Annotated in this window: 18 protein-coding genes and 2 riboswitches; of the genes, 3 read left to right on the forward strand and 15 right to left on the reverse strand. The window is 66.2% G+C overall.

Annotated elements, in window-relative coordinates; translation table 11 throughout:
* Together QOH60_RS05575 and QOH60_RS05580 are read left to right on the forward strand one after the other, a co-directional pair.
* Positions 1–1524 (forward strand): malate synthase G (locus QOH60_RS05575; RefSeq protein WP_526417964.1); only part of this gene is annotated, 1524 nt, incomplete at its 5' end.
* Between the two features lie 116 nt (positions 1525–1640).
* The gene (locus tag QOH60_RS05580) at positions 1641–3614 is read left to right on the forward strand and encodes a vWA domain-containing protein (RefSeq protein ID WP_526417966.1); all 1974 of its coding nucleotides are present in this window, start codon (positions 1641–1643) and stop codon (positions 3612–3614) included.
* 3 nt (positions 3615–3617) lie between these two features.
* On the opposite strand, the gene gcvP is transcribed toward QOH60_RS05580, so the two are convergent.
* The 12 genes from gcvP to QOH60_RS05640 form a co-directional block, all read right to left on the reverse strand.
* Complete coding sequence (gene gcvP, locus QOH60_RS05585) at positions 3618–6455, reverse strand: aminomethyl-transferring glycine dehydrogenase (RefSeq protein WP_526417968.1); 2838 nt, start codon at positions 6453–6455, stop codon at positions 3618–3620.
* A gap of 31 nt (positions 6456–6486) precedes the next feature.
* Positions 6487–6594, reverse strand: a riboswitch (glycine riboswitch).
* Positions 6595–6691, reverse strand: a riboswitch (glycine riboswitch). It abuts the riboswitch before it with no gap.
* A gap of 31 nt (positions 6692–6722) precedes the next feature.
* The gene (locus QOH60_RS05590) at positions 6723–7343 is read right to left on the reverse strand and encodes a MerR family transcriptional regulator (RefSeq protein WP_526417970.1); all 621 of its coding nucleotides are present in this window, start codon (positions 7341–7343) and stop codon (positions 6723–6725) included.
* Between the two features lie 194 nt (positions 7344–7537).
* Positions 7538–8032, reverse strand: a complete 495-nt coding sequence (locus tag QOH60_RS05595) for a bifunctional nuclease family protein (protein ID WP_526417972.1) — start codon at positions 8030–8032, stop codon at positions 7538–7540.
* A gap of 70 nt (positions 8033–8102) precedes the next feature.
* On the reverse strand, positions 8103–8855 hold the full coding sequence (gene ftsR / locus QOH60_RS05600; RefSeq protein WP_526417974.1) for a transcriptional regulator FtsR: 753 nt from the start codon (positions 8853–8855) through the stop codon (positions 8103–8105).
* Positions 8856–8883: 28 nt separating this feature from the next.
* Entirely contained in the window at positions 8884–9351 is a 468-nt protein-coding gene (gene garA, locus QOH60_RS05605; RefSeq protein WP_526417976.1) for a glycogen accumulation regulator GarA, read from the reverse strand.
* Between the two features lie 187 nt (positions 9352–9538).
* Positions 9539–9934 carry a glycine cleavage system protein GcvH gene (gene gcvH / locus QOH60_RS05610; RefSeq protein WP_526417979.1) on the reverse strand — a complete coding sequence of 132 codons (396 nt, stop codon included), beginning with the start codon at positions 9932–9934 and terminating at the stop codon, positions 9539–9541.
* Between the two features lie 19 nt (positions 9935–9953).
* Positions 9954–10733, reverse strand: a complete 780-nt coding sequence (locus tag QOH60_RS05615) for a DUF881 domain-containing protein (RefSeq protein ID WP_526417981.1) — start codon at positions 10731–10733, stop codon at positions 9954–9956.
* A gap of 3 nt (positions 10734–10736) precedes the next feature.
* The gene (locus QOH60_RS05620) at positions 10737–11069 is read right to left on the reverse strand and encodes a small basic family protein (RefSeq protein ID WP_526417983.1); all 333 of its coding nucleotides are present in this window, start codon (positions 11067–11069) and stop codon (positions 10737–10739) included.
* A gap of 24 nt (positions 11070–11093) precedes the next feature.
* A complete protein-coding gene (locus QOH60_RS05625; RefSeq protein ID WP_526417985.1) occupies positions 11094–11996 on the reverse strand; it encodes a DUF881 domain-containing protein in 903 nt (300 codons plus the stop codon).
* Positions 11993–12649 carry a CDP-alcohol phosphatidyltransferase family protein gene (locus tag QOH60_RS05630; protein ID WP_526417987.1) on the reverse strand — a complete coding sequence of 219 codons (657 nt, stop codon included), beginning with the start codon at positions 12647–12649 and terminating at the stop codon, positions 11993–11995. Before QOH60_RS05630 ends, QOH60_RS05625 begins: the two co-directional genes overlap by 4 nt.
* 10 nt (positions 12650–12659) lie before the next feature.
* Positions 12660–14984: an accessory Sec system translocase SecA2 gene (secA2, locus tag QOH60_RS05635; protein ID WP_526417989.1), complete on the reverse strand. Its 2325-nt coding sequence runs from the start codon at positions 14982–14984 to the stop codon at positions 12660–12662.
* Positions 14985–15008: 24 nt separating this feature from the next.
* Positions 15009–16643, reverse strand: a complete 1635-nt coding sequence (locus QOH60_RS05640) for an acetolactate synthase (protein ID WP_526417991.1) — start codon at positions 16641–16643, stop codon at positions 15009–15011.
* A 116-nt stretch (positions 16644–16759) separates the two neighbouring features.
* On the opposite strand from QOH60_RS05640, the gene QOH60_RS05645 reads away from it, so the two are divergent.
* Positions 16760–18679 (forward strand): ABC transporter ATP-binding protein/permease, encoded by a 1920-nt coding sequence (locus tag QOH60_RS05645; RefSeq protein ID WP_526417993.1) that lies wholly within the window; start codon positions 16760–16762, stop codon positions 18677–18679.
* A 51-nt stretch (positions 18680–18730) separates the two neighbouring features.
* Here the strand turns inward: QOH60_RS05645 and QOH60_RS05650 are convergent, their stop codons facing one another.
* From QOH60_RS05650 to QOH60_RS05660, 3 genes are read right to left on the reverse strand one after another with little or no spacing between them, the layout of a single operon-like run.
* Complete coding sequence (locus QOH60_RS05650; RefSeq protein WP_526417995.1) at positions 18731–20218, reverse strand: FAD-binding protein; 1488 nt, start codon at positions 20216–20218, stop codon at positions 18731–18733.
* The gene (locus tag QOH60_RS05655; protein WP_526417997.1) at positions 20215–20715 is read right to left on the reverse strand and encodes a VOC family protein; all 501 of its coding nucleotides are present in this window, start codon (positions 20713–20715) and stop codon (positions 20215–20217) included. The genes QOH60_RS05650 and QOH60_RS05655 overlap by 4 nt, the downstream gene beginning before the upstream one ends.
* Before the next feature lie 51 nt (positions 20716–20766).
* A complete protein-coding gene (locus QOH60_RS05660) occupies positions 20767–21456 on the reverse strand; it encodes an Rv1815 family serine proteinase (RefSeq protein ID WP_526417999.1) in 690 nt (229 codons plus the stop codon).
* Between the last annotated feature and the right edge of the window lie 153 nt (positions 21457–21609).

Here is a 21609-nt window from a genome sequence, read left to right on the forward strand (position 1 = left end):
GGCTCGCCCCAGTGGTCGATCCTGCTGGTGAACAACGGCCTGCACCTCGAGATCCTCGTCGACCCCGAGTCGTCCATCGGCAAGACCGACCGGGCGGGCATCAAGGACGTCTTTCTCGAGTCCGCGGTCACCACGATCATGGACTTCGAGGACTCGGTGGCCGCCGTGGACGCCGACGACAAGGTGCTGGGCTACCGCAATTGGCTCGGACTCAACAAGGGCGACCTCGCCGAAGAGGTCGCCAAAGGTGGCAAGACGTTCACCCGGACGCTGCACGACGACCGCAGCTACACCGCGCCCGACGGCGGCGAGTTCACCCTTCCGGGTCGCAGCCTGATGTTCGTCCGCAACGTCGGCCACCTGATGACCAACGACGCCATCGTCTTGGATGACAACGGAGTCGATGGCGCCGAAGTCTTCGAGGGCCTGATGGACGCGCTGTTCACCAGCCTGATCGCGATCCACGGGCTGCGCTCGGGCGACGGCAACGGCCCGATGGTCAACAGCCGTGCGGGGTCGATCTACATCGTCAAGCCGAAGATGCACGGACCCGACGAGGTCGCGTTCACCGTCGAGCTGTTCAGCCGCGTCGAGGACGTGCTCGGCCTGCCGCAGTCCACGATCAAGGTCGGCATCATGGACGAAGAACGCCGCACCACCGTCAACCTGAAGGCCTGTATCAAGGCGGCCGCGGACCGGGTGGTGTTCATCAACACCGGCTTCCTGGACCGCACGGGCGACGAGATCCACACCTCGATGGAGGCCGGGCCGATGGTCCGCAAGGCGTCGATGAAAAGCCAGCCCTGGATTCTGGCCTACGAGGACAACAACGTCGACGTCGGCCTGGCCACCGGACTGCCCGGGCACGCCCAGATCGGCAAGGGCATGTGGGCGATGACGGAGCTGATGGCCGACATGGTCGAGCAGAAGATCGGCCAGCCCAAGGCGGGAGCCACCACGGCCTGGGTGCCGTCACCGACCGCAGCCACGCTGCACGCCATGCACTATCACTACGTCGACGTCGGCGAGGTCCAGAAGGAACTTGCGGCCAACGGCCCGCGGGCCACGATGGAGCAGCTGCTCACCATCCCCCTGGCCAAGGAGCTGGCCTGGGCCCCTGAGGAGATTCGCGAAGAGGTCGACAACAACTGCCAGTCCATCCTCGGTTACGTGGTGCGCTGGATCGACGAGGGCGTCGGCTGTTCGAAGGTGCCCGACATCCACAACACCGCGCTGATGGAAGATCGCGCGACGCTGCGCATCTCCAGCCAGCTGCTGGCGAACTGGCTCAAGCACGGCGTCATCACCGCCGAAGACGTGCGGGCCAGCCTGGAGCGGATGGCGCCGGTCGTCGACGGGCAGAACGCGGGCGACGCGAACTACAAGCCGATGGCCCCGAACTTCGACGACAGCATCGCGTTCCTCGCCGCCCAGGACCTGATCCTGTCCGGCACCCAACAACCCAACGGCTACACCGAGCCGATACTGCATCGCCGCCGACGCGAGGCCAAAAGCGGCCGATGAGCGCTCGCGCGAAGAGGAGACTGCAGCGCGACGCGTAATCAGCTCAAATAGGCTTGACCACGGGATTGACTAGACTGCGGCCAACGGCAGCAGCCCAATGAAAGGACGCGCGGGGCATGGGTAGGCACAGCATTCCCGGCCCTGACGACAACGCCGACGAGCCGTTTGACGCGGTCCCTCCCGTCCCTCCCGAGCCGGCCGAGCCGCCCGAGCTGTCGTGGGAACCCCACGATCCTCCGATCGGCGAGGGTCCCGAGCCGCTGGCCCCGGCGCCGCCGCTGACCCCGCCTCCGCTGCCCGCCGACGACCAGACCACGGCCCGCATCTCCACGGGCCACGTCGCCGACGGCTCCTGGCAGGGCGGCCACCGCAGCGCGGAAGTCAAACGTCGCGGCGTGAGCGTCGGCGTGATCGTCGCCCTTGCCGTGGTGGTCATCCTGGTGGGCGCGATCATTTTCTGGCGGTTCTTCGGCAATGCGCTGTCAAGCCGCTCCGACGCCGCCGCGGCACGGTGCACTGCCGCCGAGGTGCCGGTCGGCGTCGTCGTCGACCCGTCGATCGCCGACAACATCCGCGACCTCGCCGATCGCTACAACAAGTCGGCAGGACCGATCGGCGATCACTGCGTCAAGCTCGATGTCAGGGCGGCAAGTTCCGACGACGTGATCGCCGGGTTCGACGGGAAATGGCCGACGAGCGATCTTGGTCAGCAACCCGCGTTGTGGATTCCCGCGAGCTCGATCGCGACCGCCAGGCTGCGCGCGTCGGCAGGCCCGAAGATCATTACGGACAGCCCGTCGCTGGTCAGCTCGCCTGTACTGCTGGCGATCAAGCCTCAGCTCAAACCCGCTCTCACGGACAAGAATTGGGGTGCGCTGCCTGGAATGCAGACCAACCCGGTTTCGCTCGACACCACCAACATGCCGGGGTGGGGATCATTGCGGCTGGCATTGCCGACGGCCAGCAACGCCGATGCGACATATCTGGCGGCAGAGGCCGTCGCGTCGGAGTCGGCGCCGCCGAATGCGCCCGCGTCAGCCGGCCTGCCCGCCGTCAACGCGCTGATCGGCGCGCAGCCCAAGCTGCCCGATTCCAGATTGCCGACGGCGCTGGACGCGCTGCTGGCGAACGGCGATCCGGCCGTCGCTCCGGTGCACGCCGTCGTCGTCACCGAACAGCAGCTCTACCAGCGGTCGACGAGCCTGCCGGACGCGAAAAACATGGTGGCCGCGTGGTTGCCGTCGGGGCCGACCGCGCTTGCCGACTATCCGATGGCATCGTTGGCCGGCGATTGGCTGAACGAAGACCAGCTGTCCGCCGCCAACGAGTTCAAGCGGTTCCTGCAGAAAGGCGATCAGCTCGCCGAACTCGCGAAGGCGGGCTTTCGCGCGGGCAACGCGACGCTGCCAAAGAGCGATGTGACGGGATTTTCCGCACTGTCCACGACCCTTTCCATCGGCGACGACACGGCACGCGTGAACCTCGCCGACGCGGTGTCCACACCGTCGGGGGCATCGGCGGTCACGATCATGCTCGACCAGTCGATGCCTATGCAGGAGGGCGGCAAGACTCGGCTGGCGAATGTCGTTGCAGCGCTGCGGAGCCGACTCGCGGCACTACCGCCGAGCGCGGTCGTGGGCCTGTGGACGTTCGACGGGGTCGAGGGGCGATCCGAGGTGCCCACCGGGCCGCTGTCCGATCAGGTCAACGGCCAGCCCCGGTCGGGAGCCCTCAATGCCGCACTGGACAAACAGTTCTCGTCAGGCGGCGGCGCCGTGTCGTTCACGACGCTGCCGATGATCTATGACAGCGCGCTGGCCGGCTACCGAACGGGCATGAAGAACTCCGTGCTGGTGATCACTGCCGGCCCACACACCGACCGCAGTCTCGACAGCGCAGGTCTGCAGGACTACGTGCGCAAGACGTTCGATCCCGCACGGCCCGTGGCGATCAACGTCATCGACTTCGGGTCGGACCCCGACCGCGCGACATGGGAAGCCGTGGCGCAGACGTCGGGTGGCACCTATCAGAACCTCGCTACGTCGGACTCGCAGGAGTTGGGTGCGGCTCTGACGACGTTCCTCGGCTGAGCGTCAGGCGAACGCCTCCACAGGCGGGCAGGAACAGATCAGATTCCGGTCGCCGTATGCGCCGTCGATGCGCCGCACCGGTGGCCACACCTTCTGTCGAAATCCGCGACCGAGGGGGTAGGCCGCCTGCTCCCTGGTATAGGGATGCTCCCACTTGTCCACCAGCAGGCACGCCGCCGTGTGCGGCGCCCCCCGCAGCGGATTGTCGTCGGCGGACCATTCGCCGGAGCCCACCCTGTCGATCTCGCCCCGGATCGCGATCATCGCGTCGCAGAACGCGTCGACCTCGGCCAGGCTCTCGCTCTCTGTAGGCTCGACCATCAAGGTGCCTGCCACCGGGAAGCTCATGGTGGGCGCATGGAACCCGAAGTCCGCCAACCGTTTTGCCACATCGTCGACGGTGACGCCGGTGGACTTGGTGATCCCGCGCAGATCCAGAATGCACTCGTGTGCCACCATGCCGTTCTCGCCGGTGTACAGGACGGGGTAGTACTCGTCGAGACGACGGGCGATGTAGTTGGCCGACGCGATTGCCGTCAGCGACGCCGCGCGCAGCCCGCCCGCACCCATCATCCGGATGTACGCCCACGTGATCGGCAGGATCGACGCGGAACCGTAGGGCGCCGAGGACACTGTGCGCTCGTCGCCGAGCTCGGCGGCATACGGATGTCCTGGCAGGTACGCCCGCAGGTGCTCACGAACGGCGACAGGTCCCACTCCAGGACCGCCTCCGCCGTGCGGGATGCAGAACGTCTTGTGCAGGTTCAGGTGGCTGACATCGCCCCCGAAATGACCTGGACGCGCAAGTCCCACAAGCGCATTGAGATTCGCGCCGTCGACGTACACCTGCCCGCCCGCGTCGTGCACAGCCGCGCAGATCTCAGCGACATCGTGTTCGAACACGCCATGAGTGGACGGGTACGTGATCATCAGCGCCGCAAGGTCGTCGGCATGCTCGGCGGTCTTCGCGCGCAGATCGTCGAGGTCCACGTCGCCGTTGGCCCGGCAGGCCACGACGACGACGCGCATCCCTGCCATCGCGGCCGACGCGGCGTTCGTGCCGTGCGCGCTGGACGGAATCAGGCACACGTTTCGGTGCGGCTCACCGCGATCGGCGTGATAGGCGCGGATCGCGAGCAGCCCGGCGTACTCGCCCTGCGAGCCGGCGTTGGGCTGCAGGGACACCGCGTCATACCCGGTCATCTGCGCCAGCCAGCCTTCGAGATCGGAGATCATGCGCCGCAGCCCCGGCGTGTCAGCCGCGGGCGCGAAGGGGTGCTGGCGGGCGAACTCCGGCCAGGTGATCGCCTCCATCTCTGCGGCCGCGTTGAGCTTCATCGTGCACGACCCGAGCGGAATCATGCTGCGGTCCAACGCGATGTCCTTGTCGGCCAGCGCACGCAGATAGCGCATCATCTCGGTTTCGGTACGGTAGCGGGTGAACGCCGGGTGAGTCAGGAAGTCGCTTGTGCGCGTGGCGATGTCAGGCCCGTCGAATGCCGAGTCTGCCGGGGAGGCGCCGAATGCGTCGAGCAGATCACCGATGTGGCGCTGCGTCGTTGCTTCGTCGCACGACACCGACACGTGGTCGTCGTCGACGAGCCAGATGTTGATGCCGCGGTCCTTTGCGGCATCCCGGATCTCTGCGGCACGGCCGGGTACCCGGGCAAGCACGGTGTCGAAGAACGATTGATGCACGACCTCGATGCCGGCCGCCGACAGCCCAGCGGCGAAAGCGAGGGCGTGGTGGTGCGTGCGCCGGGCGATCGCCGTCAGCCCGTCGGCACCGTGATAGCTGGCGTACATCGCGGCAAGCACCGCAAGCAGCACCTGCGCGGTGCAGATGTTGCTGGTCGCCTTGTCCCGGCGGATGTGCTGCTCGCGGGTCTGCAACGACAGCCGGTACGCGGGCGCTCCGTCGGCGTCCATTGACACGCCCACCAGGCGCCCGGGCAACTGGCGCGCATGCGAGCTGTGCACGGCAAGGTATCCGGCGTGCGGGCCACCGAAACCCATTGGCACGCCGAAGCGTTGGGAGCTGCCGAACGCGACGTCGGCGCCCACTTCGCCAGGCGGTGTGACCATCGTCAGCGCCAACAGGTCGGCGCCGATCGCCACCAGCGCGCCACGCTTGTGGGCCTGGATCACCAGCGAGGACCAGTCGACGAGCGCGCCGCTGGCGCCGGGAAGCTGCGCGATCACGCCGAAGAATTCCCCGTCGGGTAAGCCGTCGCTCAGGTCCGCGGTGACGATCTCGATACCCAACGGCTCTGCGCGTGTGGCGATGATGGCGGCTGTCTGCCGATAGATGTCGGCGTCGACGGCGAGTCGGTTCGACGAGCCGCGGGTCGCCCGGTGCATCAGCGTCATCGCCTCCGCCGCGGCGGTGCCCTCGTCGAGCATCGACGCGTTCGCGATGTCGAGACCGGTCAAGTCGGCGATCATCGTTTGGAAGTTCAGCAGCGCCTCGAGCCTGCCCTGGCTGATCTCCGGCTGGTAGGGCGTGTAAGCGGTGTACCACGCGGGGTTCTCAACAATGTTGCGGCGCAATACCGCTGGCGTCAGGGTGTCGAAATATCCTTGACCGATCATCGACACCGCAACGGTGTTGGTGTCGGCCAGGTTTCGCAGCTCGGTAAGCGCCTCGTCCTCGGTGGCCGCGGGAGGCAGCTCATCGAGACCGGGCGCCATATCACCCTGCAGCGCGTCGAAGATCTTGGTGGGCACCGCTTTGGCGGCCAGCTCGTCGAGTGAATCGACTCCGATGACGGCGAGCATCGCGGCGATCTCGTCGGCCGCGGGTCCGATGTGACGGTCGGCGAACGTGGATTTCAGAGACATGGGCGGGCTCCTGACGGCAGAGGGCGGCTCGTCCTCCCCCTCTGTCTTCACCCTCGCCGGGCGCCTGAGAGATTCGGCTCGCGCCTTTCCCCATCGGCGGGTGATGACCGATGGCCATCACCACTTTTCAGAGGCATCACGTCCCGGCGCGGTCCTGGTGCCTGAGAGGTTGACGGAGAGGTGTTGCTCCTTCGGCGTCCGTGGCTGGCGGCCACGGACTCTCCCGCTGCCGGGCGATGCGCAGTCGAGTTTACCGTGCGGCCGGCGTCAGCCGATCTTGCGGTCGCGGGTCTTGCGCCTGCTGGCCAGCTCATCCTCGGGGGTGGCGATCGACTCGCCACCGTCGGCGCGTTCGCCGGGGAAATCGGCGATCGCACCGGTCAGTTCGCGCATCGCGCCGCTGACGGCGATGCCGAACACGCCCTGCCCGCCCTGCAACAGGTCGACGACCTCTTCTGCGGACGTGCACTCGTACACCGTGGTGCCGTCGGAGAACAGCGTGATGTTGGCCAGATCCTGCACGCCCCGCTGCCGCAGATGGTCAACTGCGACCCGGATGTTCTGCAACGAGATGCCTGTGTCGAGCAGCCGTTTGACGATCTTGAGGACCAGGATGTCCTTGAAGGAATACAAGCGCTGACTGCCCGAGCCGGCGGCGCTGCGGATCGAGGGCACTACCAGCGACGTGCGTGCCCAGTAGTCGAGCTGGCGATAGGTGATGCCCGCGATCTGGCACGCACTTGGTCCGCGATAGCCGACGAGTTCGTCGGGAATCGAGTCGTCAGGGAACAACCCCGGCTGCACCGGCTCCGTTGGCGCGCTGCTGCGCGTCACCTCAGCGCTGCCCGGGTCCAGGTCCAGGTGCTCTTGCTGTGGACGATCATCCACCGTGCTACCTCCCGCCTGTCGCGTTGCTTCCGACTGGCCATCGTTCGCGCAACGGCTCGAGTTGCTCGAGCATACGCTGTCGGGCGGGCCACTGTGCCTGCCGTCGCACGAAAATTATTGCGGTTTCGAGGACCCGTCGACGTGACCCGCGCCCGCGTGTCGGGGCGCCTTGACGCATCCGTGATGTCGGGTCGTCACGTCGCCTTGAAGTCATCGGGTGACACGCTGTCGAGAAACTCTTTAAATTTCTCGACCTCCTCCTCGCGAACGGCCCCAGTGGCCTCGTCATCGTTTTCGTCGGGGATCAGCAGTCCGGCCTCGGCGAGCACTGCTTCTTCGACGTAGATCGGCACGCCCACGCGCAGCGCGATCGCCACCGAGTCCGACGGCCGTGCCGACACCTTGACGTTGCGGTCGAAGATCAGGTCGGCGTAGAACGTGCCTTCCTGCAGGTCGACGATCCGCACCTCCTTGAGTGAATGCCCAAGTGCGGCAATCACATCTCGGATCAGATCGTGAGTGAGGGGCCTGGCCGGCTCCACGCCCTGCTGCTCGAGCGCGATAGCGGCCGCCTCCGACTGGCCGATCCAGATGGGCAGGTAACGATCGCCGTTGGCCTCGCGCAGCAGCAATACCGGTTGGTTTTGCGGTTGCTCGACACGTATTCCGACGACACGTACCTCACCCATGTGTGCCTGCCCTTCGGACGCATGAAGTCAGCTCGCAACTGTTCGAGCCGCTCCGTGGTCAGTCTAATCCTCAGCGGTCGAGAACGTCGCGCACCGCCGACTTGACCAAGGCCGTGTGCAAGGTGATTGCCAGCGATGCGACCTCGCGGGCCAAGTCGTCGGCGCGGTCGCGGGCACCTGTCTTGCCCCCCTTGCCCACTGGGCCTGCGATCTGGGCGATCAGATCAGACTGTCTGTCCGCCGCGGACCGGAATGCCCGCAGGTGCCGCGGCTCCACACCGAACTCGGCCAGCGCCTTCGCGCACTGCAGGATGATCACGTCCTGCTCATCGAACAGCCCCGCTCTGCCCGCGATGACGACGCCTGCTCGCGTCAGGGCGGTGAGCAGTTCGTCATCGACGCCGGCGCGCTTCAGAAGATCCTCGCGGCTCAGCCGTGCGGGTGGCGCCGTGGCTCCCGCCGGGGACATCGGGTGGTCGTGGTCTGACTGGTTCTCGTTCGAGACGGTCACCAATCGTGGTGTGGCAAAGGCGAACCCGGCCATCTCGGGCAGCTCACCGTCGGGTTGGGCGTCGAGTTGATCCTTGATGACCTTCAACGGCAGGTAGTGGTCACGCTGTGCGGTCAGGATGTAGCGCAGTCTGGCGCAGTCGTAAGCAGTGAACCGCCGATAGCCGGACGGGCTGCGCTGCGGCGTGACAAGCCCTTCCGCCTCCAGAAACCGGATCTTGGAGATCGTGACGTCGGGGAAGGCCGGTCGAAGCAGGTCGAGCACCGCTCCGATCGACATGCCGGAAAGCGCGGGCCTGCCGGGGGCTGTCATCTAGATGTCGCGCTCGTCGGCCATCGGCCTACCCGGATCCGGTCTCGCTGTCGTCGCCCTTGGGGCCGGTGAGGAATACCAGTCGGAATTTGCCGATCTGCACCTCGTCGCCGTTGGCCAGCACCGCGGAGTCCACTGGTTCACGGTTGACGTACGTGCCGTTGAGACTTCCCACATCGACCACCTGGAAATCCGGGCCTTCCAGACGGAACTCAGCATGCCGACGGCTCACGGTTACATCATCGAGAAAAATGTCGCTGTCGGGGTGGCGGCCCGCCGATGTGGCCGCCTGGTCCAGCAGGAAACGCGAGCCCGCATTCGGGCCGCGCTTGACGACGAGCAGGGCTGACCCCTGCGGCAGTAGGTCGACCCCCGGGGCGGGCTCGGGGGTCGTCTGGGCCGGTGCGTCCAGCTCATTGAGGAAGTCTGCGCGAAAAACGGAGGTCGTCTCCACGGTGACTTCATCAGACGTCTGGTCGTTGTCTTTGTCGGTCACCCGATGCTCCTTTTGGCTGCTCTGGCGGCGTTTTCTCTGTCGCCGCGGGTACCGCGCTGTTGTCGAGCCCACCCGCGCCCTGCTCCTATGACCGTACCCTGCGGCCTCGCTGGTTGTGATTGCCCTGATCGTATGAGGATCGCGCGTGGTGCGCCGCAGACTCGGTCGCGCAACCCTAACAATCCGGTCATTCGGTAATCGTGTCCCGGTAGCCGTCGGCGTCCAGCAGAGCATCGATGCCTTCATCGAGTGCCCCGGCGTCCGCCGACAGCTCCACCAGCCAACCCTCGCCATACGGCTCGGAGTTCACCAGCTGCGGACTGGCATCCAGATCACCATTGACCGCAACCACTTTCGCCGACACGGGCGCGTACAGATCCGAAACTGATTTGGTGGATTCCACCTCGCCGAAGGTCTGGCCCGCGGTGACTTCGGCACCGACCTCGGGTAGCTGCACGAACACCACGTCCCCCAGTGACGACTGCGCAAAGTCGGTGATTCCGACTCGGACGGCGTCGTCTGCCGTGCGGCGAACCCACTCGTGTTCGGCGGTGTAGTGCAGGTCAGCTGGGATTTCGCTCACGGGACTCCTCGCAGTTTTCTCACTTGACGGGCTGAGCGTATTGGCGGGGTTTTGGTTGCCGCAAGGCCGTGATGTCGATGGTGTCCGACTGCCGCACGTCGATGGTCGCGCCTACCCGCTCGACGCTGTCGACGGCACCTCCGGGGATATTCAGTGCCGCGGCCAAGGTCGGGGGATCCCCAATGGCCTTAACGGAATACGGCGGGCTGAGCGTCTGGCCGTCGATCGACAGCGCACGGGGACTGCCGACCGCCGAGGTGTCGACCCCCACCCGCACAGCGACGGCACCGGCACTCACCTCCATCGCCTCGGCCCCCGCCGCCCGCAGTTCGTTGATGACATCGATCATGATCTCGGGCGAGACGCCACCGGCCGCGTCGCCGATCGTGAGGGTGACGCCAGGTCCCGTTGCCGCCACCGTGCCGACAAGGATCGACAGCGCGTTCAGGCGGCTCTGGGCATCGGCGATCGCGGCCTGATCGTCGGTGCCCGACGCCTTAAGGGCATCTAAGGTTCGCTGCAGGTCGGCGATCTGGTTGTTCAACGATGCTTCGCGCTGCCGCAGCGAATCGAGCAGCACCACGAGATCGGCCGGCCGGGCGGATTCCAGCGCATCGCCGGATTCCGTGCGCCTCACCTGAGTTGCGATCGCGCCGCCGAGCAGCAGGCACAGCACCACGGCGAGCACTCCGAACACCGTCGGTCGTTGCGCGCGCAGCTTGGCGCGCGGTCGCACATGACCGATTTGTTGCGGTGTGGCACCCGTGGAGAGCTCATGCCTGCCGTGCTCGATGCTCACGTGTCACGCCCCAAACAGCTTGCGCCGCAACGCCGCCGCGTTGCCGAAGATGCGGATGCCCAACACCACGATGATCGCCGTCGACAGCTGTGTTCCCACCCCGAGTTGATCGCCGAGATACACGATGAGGGCGGCCACGAGCACGTTGAAGACAAACGAGATCACGAACACCTTGGAGTCGAAGATCCGGTCCAGGTAGGCGCGCAAGCCGCCGAACACGGCGTCCAATGCCGCCACCACGGCGATGGGAAGGTAGGGCTGCACCGCCTCAGGCACGCTCGGGTGAAAGACGAGGCCCAAGACGATGCCCACGACCAGTGCGGCGATGCCAATCATGCTTCCCCCGTCCTCTTTACCGGTTTACCGGCCCATCGGTCTGGCGTACTTCACTTCACGCGGACTGCCTGCGGGCACCGTGAGCGATTCGCCGACCTTGATGTCGGCGGCCACCCCGTAGGTGGCGCCCAGCAACTGCATCCGCCGGTAGCCGTCGCTGCGTTCGAACGCGTCCTGCATCGCATGCGCCGGCCCGATCGCGACGACCACATACGGGCTGCTGATCGGCTGATTATCGACCAGGATGGCGCCGCCGGCCTGACGGATCGTCGCGTTCGGTCCGATCCTGACCCCTCCCGCGGCGACGGCCTCGGCGCCGCTCGCCCATAACGAGTTCACCACCAGCTGCAGGTCACGATCCAGAACCACCTGCCGACTGCCCGGTATCCGGCCCTTCGACACGTCAGTCAGATCGGGGGAAACCCCGGGATCAGTCAGCGACACCGTCAACCCGGGCCCCCGCAGCGGCGAGACCGCACCGGCGTAGCCCTCTTTGTCGAGTTCCTCCAGCAAACGCCTGCCCTCGACGCCACCTCCTAGTTGGGCGCGTCTTAGAGCGTCGACCTGGTCGGTGAGCTGGCCGCGTTGGCCTGCCAACTCGTCAGCGACCGCGCCCGACGCCCTGACCCTCGATAACAACGCCTGCTGCGTCTCCGAAACGCTCGGCGCCGTCGACCGCGCCTGCGCGACAGCCGCCGCGAACACCAGCGCGATGAGCAGCGCGGCGGTGGCTTCCCAGGCCCACGCCGCCCACCGCGGCCGCGGGGTCGTGGCCGCCCGCTGCGCCGCTGCCGCGTAGCCAGGGTCGAGATGATCAGACAAGAGGGTTCGCAACAGCGATGGCACCGGGTTGAACTGCGGCTGACCGGCTTCGTGCGCGGCCAACCCCGCATGCGGGTCGTAGCCGCCCAGCGCGGGATCAGTCACGAGTCGCTCCCCCGGGTGCTCCGATCCCCCTCCCGCGCATGCGCCTTCGGCATGCGCCGCAGCACCATGACGAACTGCACCATGTAGAGGACGAAGCTCCACAGATAAAGAGCCATGCCCCAGATCGCAAATCCCCAGCCGATCGCCAGCACCACGCGACTCCACAACGCGTCGAACTGTCCCAGCAGGATCAGCGGGAATCCTGACATCAACGCAAATGTCGCGCCCTTGCCGATGTACGTGACCGGCAGGCCGGTCAGGCCCCGGCTGCGCAGCACAGGCAGCGTCGCCGCCAGGACGGCGTCCCGGCCGATCAGCACCCCGACGAACCACCACGGCACAAATCCGGCCAGCGCCATCGCGATTGGCACCACGAGCATGTAGATCCGGTCGACCGCGGGATCCAGCAGCTCGCCCAGCCGCGACGACTGGTTCATCAGGCGCGCGATCTTTCCGTCGGCCCAGTCGGACGCGCCTGAGAACATCAGAATTCCGGTCGCCCAGCCATCGGCGTGTTCCACGAGCAACAGCCACAGGAACACCGGGATAAGCGCGAGCCGCACGATGCTCAGAATGTTGGGCACCGTCATCACGCGGTCGCGCTCAGTGGCGGCTGCTGCCGTCTGTCGCGGGCCCTGCGGCTCCCCAGCCATGGGCCGAACCCTATCGGAAAACGCCAGGCAGGCTCAGCGCAGAAAGGGTGTCGTCGGCCAGTGGATTGTCATGCACCATGTACGTCCAGGTCGACGTCGGCCGTGCCAGCTTCGACAGGTCGAGCCCCTGTTCCTCCTCGAGCACATCTGCGGTCTCGAACGTCTGCTGCGCGGCCTCGATCGCATCGGCTGCCAGGGAGGCGAATGCGTCGACGGCCATTCGGTGAAATTCGTCGAGCGGGTTCTGCCTGCCCAGCGCGCGCAGGTGAATGCTTTCGCGAATGTCTGCCAGGTATGCCAGATGGTCGGCCCAGCCGCGGTCGAGGTGGTAGAGCATGATCTCGCGACAGATCCGCTCCAGGTCGTCCTCGCTGAGCTCCTCGGCCAGCTCCTCATACCGGTCCGGAGATCTCTCCTCAAGCTCGTCTCGCGCAGTTGGATTGCGCAGCAACGTGTTCCGGCGTTCGACGATGATCGCCCGTTGCTGTGCGATCAGCTGGTTGTACCGCCACGTATTGGCGTGCACGTCCAAAAGCTTGCCTTCGGCAACGCGTTGGGCGTGGGCCAGCAGACCGGCGGCCTTGGGGCTGAGCAGGCGGCCGTCGTCGTCGGTCTCCAGCGGCAGCTTGCCGGGCTCGAGGTTCGCGACGACGACGTCGTCCTCGGCGCTTGAGAAGAACACCGACGAACCCGGGTCGCCCTGCCTGCCCGCGCGCCCGCGCAACTGGTTGTCCAACCGCTCCGTGTGGTGGCGACCCGTTCCGATGACGTGCAGTCCGCCGAGCTCCGCGACCTCATCGTGGTCGGCCTCGTCGGACCCGCCCAACCGGATGTCGGTGCCGCGCCCGGCCATCTGGGTGGACACCGTGATCGAGCCGAGCGTGCCCGCTTCGGCGATGATGGCCGCCTCTTCGGCGTCGTTCTTCGCGTTGAGGACCACAGCTGGCACGCCGGCTTTGGTCAACCGCTCGTGCAGCTCTTCGGATTCCGCGACGTCGCGTGTGCCGATCAAAATCGGTTGGCGGGTCTCGCGGATCTCCGCGATATGCTCGATGATCGCGTCGATCTTGGACGCGGCCGTGATGTACACCCGGTCGGCCTCGTCCTCCCGGATGTTCGGCGTGTTCGGCGGTATCGGAGACACTCCGAGCTTGTAGAACTGGCGCAGCTGCTCGCCTGCGGCCAGCGCGGTGCCGGTCATGCCGCACACGGTCGGGTACCGGTTGATGAGCGCCTGCACCGTGATCGTGTCGAGCACCTCGCCGGTTTCGGTGGTCTCGATGCCTTCCTTCACTTCGACCGCCGCCTGCAGGCCGTCGGGCCAGCGCTGCAACTGCGCGATCCGCCCGCGCGAGGCGTTGATCAGGTGCACGGCGTTGTCGCGAACGATGTAGTGCACGTCCCTGTGCAGCAGCACGTGCGCGTGCAGTGCGACGTTCACCTCGGTCAGCGTGGTGCCGACATGCTCTTCCGAATACAGGTCGATGCCACCGAGTTTCGTCTCGACCTTCTGCGCGCCGACCTCGGTGAGGTGCACGTTGCGGCTGTCGGCGTCGGTGTCGAAGTCGACACCGGGCGTCAGCTGCCCGACAAGCTGGATGATGTCCTGCTTCGGCGTCTCGCGATGTGTGGTGCCTGCCAGCACCAGGGGCACCAGTGCCTCGTCGACGAGCACCGAGTCGGCCTCGTCGATGAGCGCCACATCGGGGTTGGGTGACACGAGATCGTCGACGTCAGTGACCAATTGGTCGCGCAGCACGTCGAATCCGATCTCGTTGACCGACGCGTAGGTGATGTTGGACTCGTAGGCTTCCCGACGCTCCTTGGCGGTCGAGTCGGCGGTGATCCAGCCGACCGACAGGCCCATCGCCTCGATCATCGGACCCATCCACTCGGCGTCGCGGCGGGCCAGATAGTCGTTGATCGTCACGACATGCACGTTGCGCCCGGCCAGCGCGTAACCGGCGGCGGCGATAGCGCCGGAGAGCGTCTTGCCCTCGCCGGTGGCCATCTCGATGACGTCGCCGTCGAGCATCCGCAGCGCGCCGAGAAGCTGCACGTCGAACGGACGCAGACCGGTCTTGCGCTCTGCTGCCTCGCGGGCGATCGCGAGGAACTGAGGGATGTCGTCGGATCCCGCCAACTCCTCGAGATCGAGCAGCGCTGTGGCCTTGCTCAACTGCTCGTCGTCGAGGTCGGCGGCCTTCTCGTCGAACTCGGAGCTCGCCTCGACCAATGCCAGGGAACGGCTCTGATTTTTCTCGGTCCCGGCGCCCAGCAGCTTCCAGAACTTACTGCTCAGGCGGCCGGGCTTGGTGCTGCTCGCTTTCGCCACAGCACAACGGTACGCGGCCCGATCTCAGGCAAGCACCGAGCGCCGCGGATATGCGACCGCCGGATCGGTCAGCACGTTCACCACCGCCGGCAGGCCTGCGGCAAACGCCCGCTCGAGTGCAGGACGCAGCTCGGCAGGCGCGCTCACCAGCTCGCCATGCCCACCCAGCGCCCGCACCACCTCGTCGTAGCGCGTGCCGGGCCGCAGGTCCGCGACCACCGAATATCCGTAGATAGATTCCATGGGGTGCTTTTCAAGTGCCCAGATTCCATTGTTGCCGATCACCGATACGACGTGAATGTCGTGACGTACCAACGTGTCCCATTCCATGCCGGAGAACCCGAACGCCCCGTCGCCCTGCAACAGCACGACCTGGCGCTCTGGGCGCGCCAACTTCGCGGCCAGCGCGTAACCCGGGCCCGAGCCGAGGCATCCGAATGGCCCGCTATCCAGCCACGCACCGGGCACGTAACTGTCGATCACCCGCCCGGCATACGAGCCGAAGTCGCCGGCATCGATGACGACGATCGCGTCGCGGTCGAGCATCGGGGCCAGCTCGGCGTACACCCGCATGGGATGCAACGGCGCGCGCGGATCGGCGAGCTCAGCCCGCTCAGCATCGCGCGCGTCGTTCTCGACAGCCCGAAGACCAGCGATCCATCCCTCCCGGTCAGGTGCGGCCGCCTCGCCCAGGCCCGACATCACGACGGACAGGTCGCCGTACAGCGCGGCGGACACGAGGCGGGGATGGGGACGCTCCGGTTCGACACGGTCGGCGACGACCAGCTGGGTGTCGGCGCCGAACACGCCGCCGAACCCCAGCCGAAAATCCATCGGCACACCGACGACGAGCGCGACATCGGCCTCCTTCAACGCGCGGGATCTGGCGCGGGAGAACGCCAGCTCATGATCGGCGGGCACGACACCACGCGCCATGCCGTTCATCAGCACCGGAATCCGGCTGCGCTCAGCGAGGTGCAGCAGCGCCGACTCGGCGCGTCCCCACCACACGTTCGTGCCTGCCATGATCACCGGCCGCTCGGCCGTGGCCAGCAGAGCCGCCGCGCGCTCCATTTCGGCGCCGTCCGCAGCAAGACCCGCCGGCAGGCGGTCGAGCGCTCCTGGCAGTCCGGGATCGGGCGCCTCGGAGAACACGTAGTCCATCGGGAAGTCGACAAACGCGACGCCCGACGGCGCGGTGACTGCGGCCCGCAGCGCGTCGTCGACGAGTGACGCGGCGGATTCGGGCGATGTTGCCGTCGCGGCGAACCGGGCGAGCGGCGCCACGAACGGCACGTGGTCGATTTCCTGGAGCGACCCCTGGCCCCACCGCAGCGCCGGCGCCCGTCCGCCAAGCACCACCAACGGCGATTGATTCTGCTGGGCCGCACCCATCGCGCTCATGCCATTCGTCACACCCGGCCCCGCAGTCAGTGCTGCCACGCCGGGAACGCGTGTCACCTTGGACCATCCCTCGGCCGCGAACGCGGCCGTTTGCTCGTGCCGGGTGTCCACCAACCGAATGCCCTCGCTGCGGCAACCGTCATAGAAGGAGAACAGATGACCGCCGGAGAGCGTGAAGACGGTGTCGATGCCGCTGGCTTTGAGGCGGCGCGCGATGAGGCGGCCCGCGTGCACCGGCTGGGCGTCGTTGCTCATGGCCGTGAGCCTAAACGTTGTGTGGCCGCTGAATCCGCTCTGCTCGGGTAGCTTTCGCCGGAGAGTTAGCCGCACAGCAGGCCGTGTCCAGGTGGCCGCCAGCAAAAGGAGGCCGGATGGAGCCGCCGAAGCCGTTCAAGCCGTCGATCGACTGGGCTGCCGCGCCGGTGGACACGCTGATCTCGATAGCGGTCTCATGGGTGGTCACCGCCGCCGTCGCTCTCCTCGTGTTGACGGCCATCCGCTACTGGACCAAGTGGGGCCGTCAATACTGGCGGGTCACAGGTCGTTATTTCGTTGGCAGGGAATCGATTCCAGTGTGGATCATGCTCGCCGCGCTGCTCTTGTCGGTGATCACGGGCGTGAGACTCACCGTGCTCTTGAGCTATTTCACCAACGACCTGTACAGCAGTTTGCAGGTCGCGTTCGAGGGCGCCGGAGCCGGCGACGGGTATGTCCGCAACACGGGCATTCACGGGTTTTACGTGTCGCTCGGCATCTTCTCTGCGCTCGCCGCGCTGTACATCGGGCGAGTATTGATCGACATCTACCTGACCCAGCGGTTCATCCTGAGGTGGCGCGTCTGGCTGACCGACCGTGTCACCGCCGACTGGCTGGACGGTCGCGCGTACTACCGTGGCCGGTTCATCGACGACACCATCGACAACCCCGACCAGCGCATCCAGCAGGACGTCGACGTGTTCACCACGGGCGTCGGCGGCCATCCGAACCAGCCGACCTACAACTCGGGAAACACCTTGCTGTTCGGTGCAATCGACGCCATTGCGTCCGTGATCTCCTTCGGCGCGATCTTGTGGCACCTGTCCGGACCGCTGACGTTCGCGGGGATCACCGTGCCGAAAGCGATGTTCTGGATCGTGATCGTCTACGTCGCGATCGGTACCGTCGTCGCTTTCTGGATCGGGCACCCGTTGATCCACTACAGCTATCTCAACGAGAAGTGCAACGCCGCCTTCCGATATGCGCTGGTTCGCCTGCGCGATGCGGCCGAGGCCGTCGGCTTCTACCGGGGTGAGCGCGCCGAGCGGGTCCAGTTACGGAGCCGCTTTACGCCGATCGTGGACAACTATCGCCGTTTCGTCCGGCGGACAATCGCCTTCCAGGGCTGGAACTCGTCGGTGACGCAGGTGATCGTGCCGCTGCCATGGCTGGTCCAAGGCCCGCGGATGTTCGCCGGGGAGCTCACTTTTGGCGACGTCACGCAGACGGCGACAGGTTTCGCGACCGTCAGCGACAAGTTGTCGTTCTTCCGCAACACCTACGACGAGTTCGCGTCGTTCCGGGCTGCTGTCATCCGCTTGGACGGCCTGTTGGAGGCGAACAACCGCGCGCGTGAGCTGCCATCGGTTCTCGTCACGGATTCGGAAGACGAGACGGTTGAGCTCGAGGACGTCGAGGTGCGTACTCCGGCTGGCCTGCAACTGATCTCGCCGGTGGATCTGCGTCTTTCGACCGGTGATCGCATGGTGATCACCGGCCGCTCGGGTAGCGGCAAGACCACGCTGCTGCGCAGCCTTGCTCAGCTGTGGCCGTTCGCGACCGGCACACTGCATTGTCCTAACGAGGGGAACGAGTCGATGTTCCTGTCGCAGATGCCGTACGTCCCGTTGGGCGATCTCCGCGCAGTCGTGTCGTATCCTTCAGCGTCCGGCGACATTTCGGATGAACACATCGATGACGCGCTGGTCAAAGTCGCGTTACCACACCTTGCGGGCCGTCTTGACGAAGTCGCGGACTGGGCCAAGATCCTGTCCGCAGGCGAGCAGCAGCGCGTGGCCTTCGCCCGGATTCTCTTGACCAGGCCCAAAGCGGTGTTTGTGGATGAGGCCACGTCCGCGCTCGATGAGGGACTGGAAATGTCTCTGTACCAACTCATTTGCAGCGAACTGCCGGAATGCATCGTCGTGAGCGTCAGCCACCGTCCAGCCGTCGAACAGCACCACCAGAAGGCGCTTCGGCTACTGGGGAACGGCGAGTGGAGCTTCGGCCCCATCGAAGCGCCGCAGCCCGCTTAGGTAACCTGCCGCTGCCTTGCAGCGCGCGTCCCCCCGGGGTCTGATGCGCGCCTACGTCGCCCGCTGCTTCGCAGCGTGCGCTCCGGCGCGGCGCCCGAAGAACGACCCCTCCCCCAGCTGTGTGCCGCTGGAGTAGCCCTTGCCATCCTGCGCGATATTGGACGCGCACGCACCGGCGGCATACAGACCCGGGATCGCGCTGCCATCCTCACGCAACACCTCGCCGTCAACGGAGACGACGAGACCGCCCATCGTGAAGCCCGAATACATCGCCCGGCCCAACGACAGGTCGAATACCGCCCACGGTCCGTTATCCTGTGCGGCAACGTATTCCGGCTGCTTGTGAAAATCTGGATCCTCGCCCCCGGCGGCGTTCTTGTTGTAGCGGTCGAGGGTTGCAGCGAGTTTTCCCACGGGTATCCCGAGCGCGGTCTCGATCTCGGCGATCGTCTCGTACCCGTCGACGAACTTGATCAGCGGCATCTCCGGCATCTGCATGTGCGCCTCGTCGACGATCAGGTACGCCGTCTCGTCGGGTTGCTCCAACACGAAAGCCGAAGTGCGAGAGTGGTACGAGTCTTCGGTGACGAACCGCTCCCCCAGGTTGTTCACGACCACGCCGGTCACCAGGACCTCCGGCGGGTAGATGGCCGCAGTGATAAAGAGCTGATCCATATCGTTGGCGACTCCGCCGGCCGAGACGCCGAGTCGGATGCCCAAGCCGTCATCGTGCGGATTTCCCAGAATGTAGGGAGCGACATTGCCGTGGTGCTTGGTGCGTCGCTCGTGGGCAAGCGCGGGCGTGTGTTGCGCCACCATCTCGGGGTTCATCGCAAAGCCACCCGCGGCGATGATCACCGAATTCGCTTTGACCGCACCGGTTTCGCTGAAGTGCTTCCACGCGACGCCGACGACCGCGCCGTCCTGCAGTAGCAAGTTGGTGGCGCCGGTCTCGTAGCGGATGTTTACGCCCACGTCGTCGGCGCGCTTCACCAGCAGGTCGATGACCATCGCCGCGCCGCCGAGCTCACCCGGCACCGGCACTGAATGCCCGCGCGGCGCGGGCTTGGCCTGCTCGCAGAACGGCCAGACCTTTTCGTTGCCCGTGTACGACAATCCTTCGGTGCCGGGCGGCACGACCACCTTTCCGGGATAGAAGCTGCGCTCGAATTGAAAACCCAAGTCCTCCAGCCAATTAAAGTGCTCGACGCTACCTTCGCTGTAGGCGCGGATCTTCTCGTGATCAGGTTCGCGGGCCACCGCGACGAGGTACTTGTACATCTCCTCGGCAGTGTCTGAATGCCCGGTGGCCTCCTGCACGGCGGTCCCGCCACCGAGGTAGAAGTGTCCGCCGGCCATCGAACTCGTCCCGCCCGCCGCCGCCGCTCGTTCCAGCACAAGGACGCGTGCGCCCGCCGCGGCCGCGCTCACCGCGGCACATCCGCCGGCGATGCCGAAGCCGATCACCACCACGTCGACGTCATCAGACCAGTCAGAGACATCGGCTGCGGGCAGTGTCGCCGGGATATCTGTTGTCACTTCTGCTCCTGCTTGATGTAGTCGAAGAACGCCCTCATCTCGGGCGAAACGAACGCAATCTCCAGATACGGCACGCCGGCGTCAGCCGCCGACACGTAGGCGAACTCCAGCCCGCCGGGCATGACGCCGGCCATCACTGCGGGGGCACCTGCCGCCGCTGCCTCGTCGATCGCCCGCGCCAAACCCTCAGGGCTGTCCGCTTCGACGCATATGTGGTGTAGTCCGGACCCGCGTTCGCGAAGGAACTCGCTGTAGACACTCTCCCCTGATTGCGGCGAAATCAGTTCGAGCTGTGTGTCCCCGGCGTAGCTCAGCGATATGTCGGCGACGAAGTCCGCGGGCTGCCCGCGGTATGTGCAGGTGTCCGGTCCAAAGTGCACGCCCGGGATACGCACCCACTTCTTGGCTCCGAGGAGCGCGGTGAGCGTGCCCTCGGTGGCGTCGATGTCGGAGGTCACCCACGCGATCTGGACAGGTGTTCGGACAGCGGAACTCATCGCCTCGGAGGATATCCCTCCGGTGGAACACGTTCTAGTTTGGTCCTTGGATCAGGGTCTCATCTGCCATGCGGCCTGGTCCATCGGCGCGGACGGAGCGTGCACATCCTCGGAGATCTGCTGCCGGATCGAGTTCCAGGACACCGCTGCCGGAAAATCGCCCCAGGTGCTGTTGAAGATGCCGACGATCACGGCCCGGCCGTCGTCCGTGGTGACGTAGACGGGACCTCCCGAATCGCCCTGCTGACTGACGATGCCGTGCCCCATGGTGAACCAACCGTTGTTGACCGCTTCGACGGTGCCGCACGTCTCCCCGGTGGCCACGCCGAAGTGGCACACTGCCTGGCCTTTTTCGATGGAGACGCCGGGGTCGGAGACCAGCGCGCGGCCTCCCGGCATCACGTTGCTCGGCTGGGCGTCCCCGGCCAGGGCGATGCCCTCGTAGTCGTTGATCGAATCCTTCGTGGACACCGTCGACCCGTTGGGCGTGTTGTCGCGGTACATCGCCAGGCCGCCGATGACATTGCCGTCTTTGTCGGTGACTGTTCCGTTGCCGCGACAGTGCCCTGCCGTCACTGCGATCCGCAGGCCCGGGTCGACGAATCCGAGAGTGCACAGGTTGGTGTTCTGGCGAATCTCCATTCCGGGGAACACCTGAGCCGGGGCCGCATGGGCCCCCGGAAGCGAGGACACGACGACAGCGGCGGCCGTGGTGGTTGCCACGCCAAGGAGGCGCACGATGATCCGCTGCACCCGTCAGCTCCGATCAGTCAAGGCCGGGGTTTCCGGCCAGGCTTGACATTACCGGCGGTCCGGCCGCCACGCCGAGGGTTCGTTGTGGCAACTGGCTCCGACCGGGTCGTACTCAGTCGATACGCCTATCGGCGAACAACG

The organism is Mycobacterium sp., from assembly GCF_032159765.1.
Taxonomy (GTDB): Bacteria; Actinomycetota; Actinomycetes; order Mycobacteriales; family Mycobacteriaceae; genus Mycobacterium.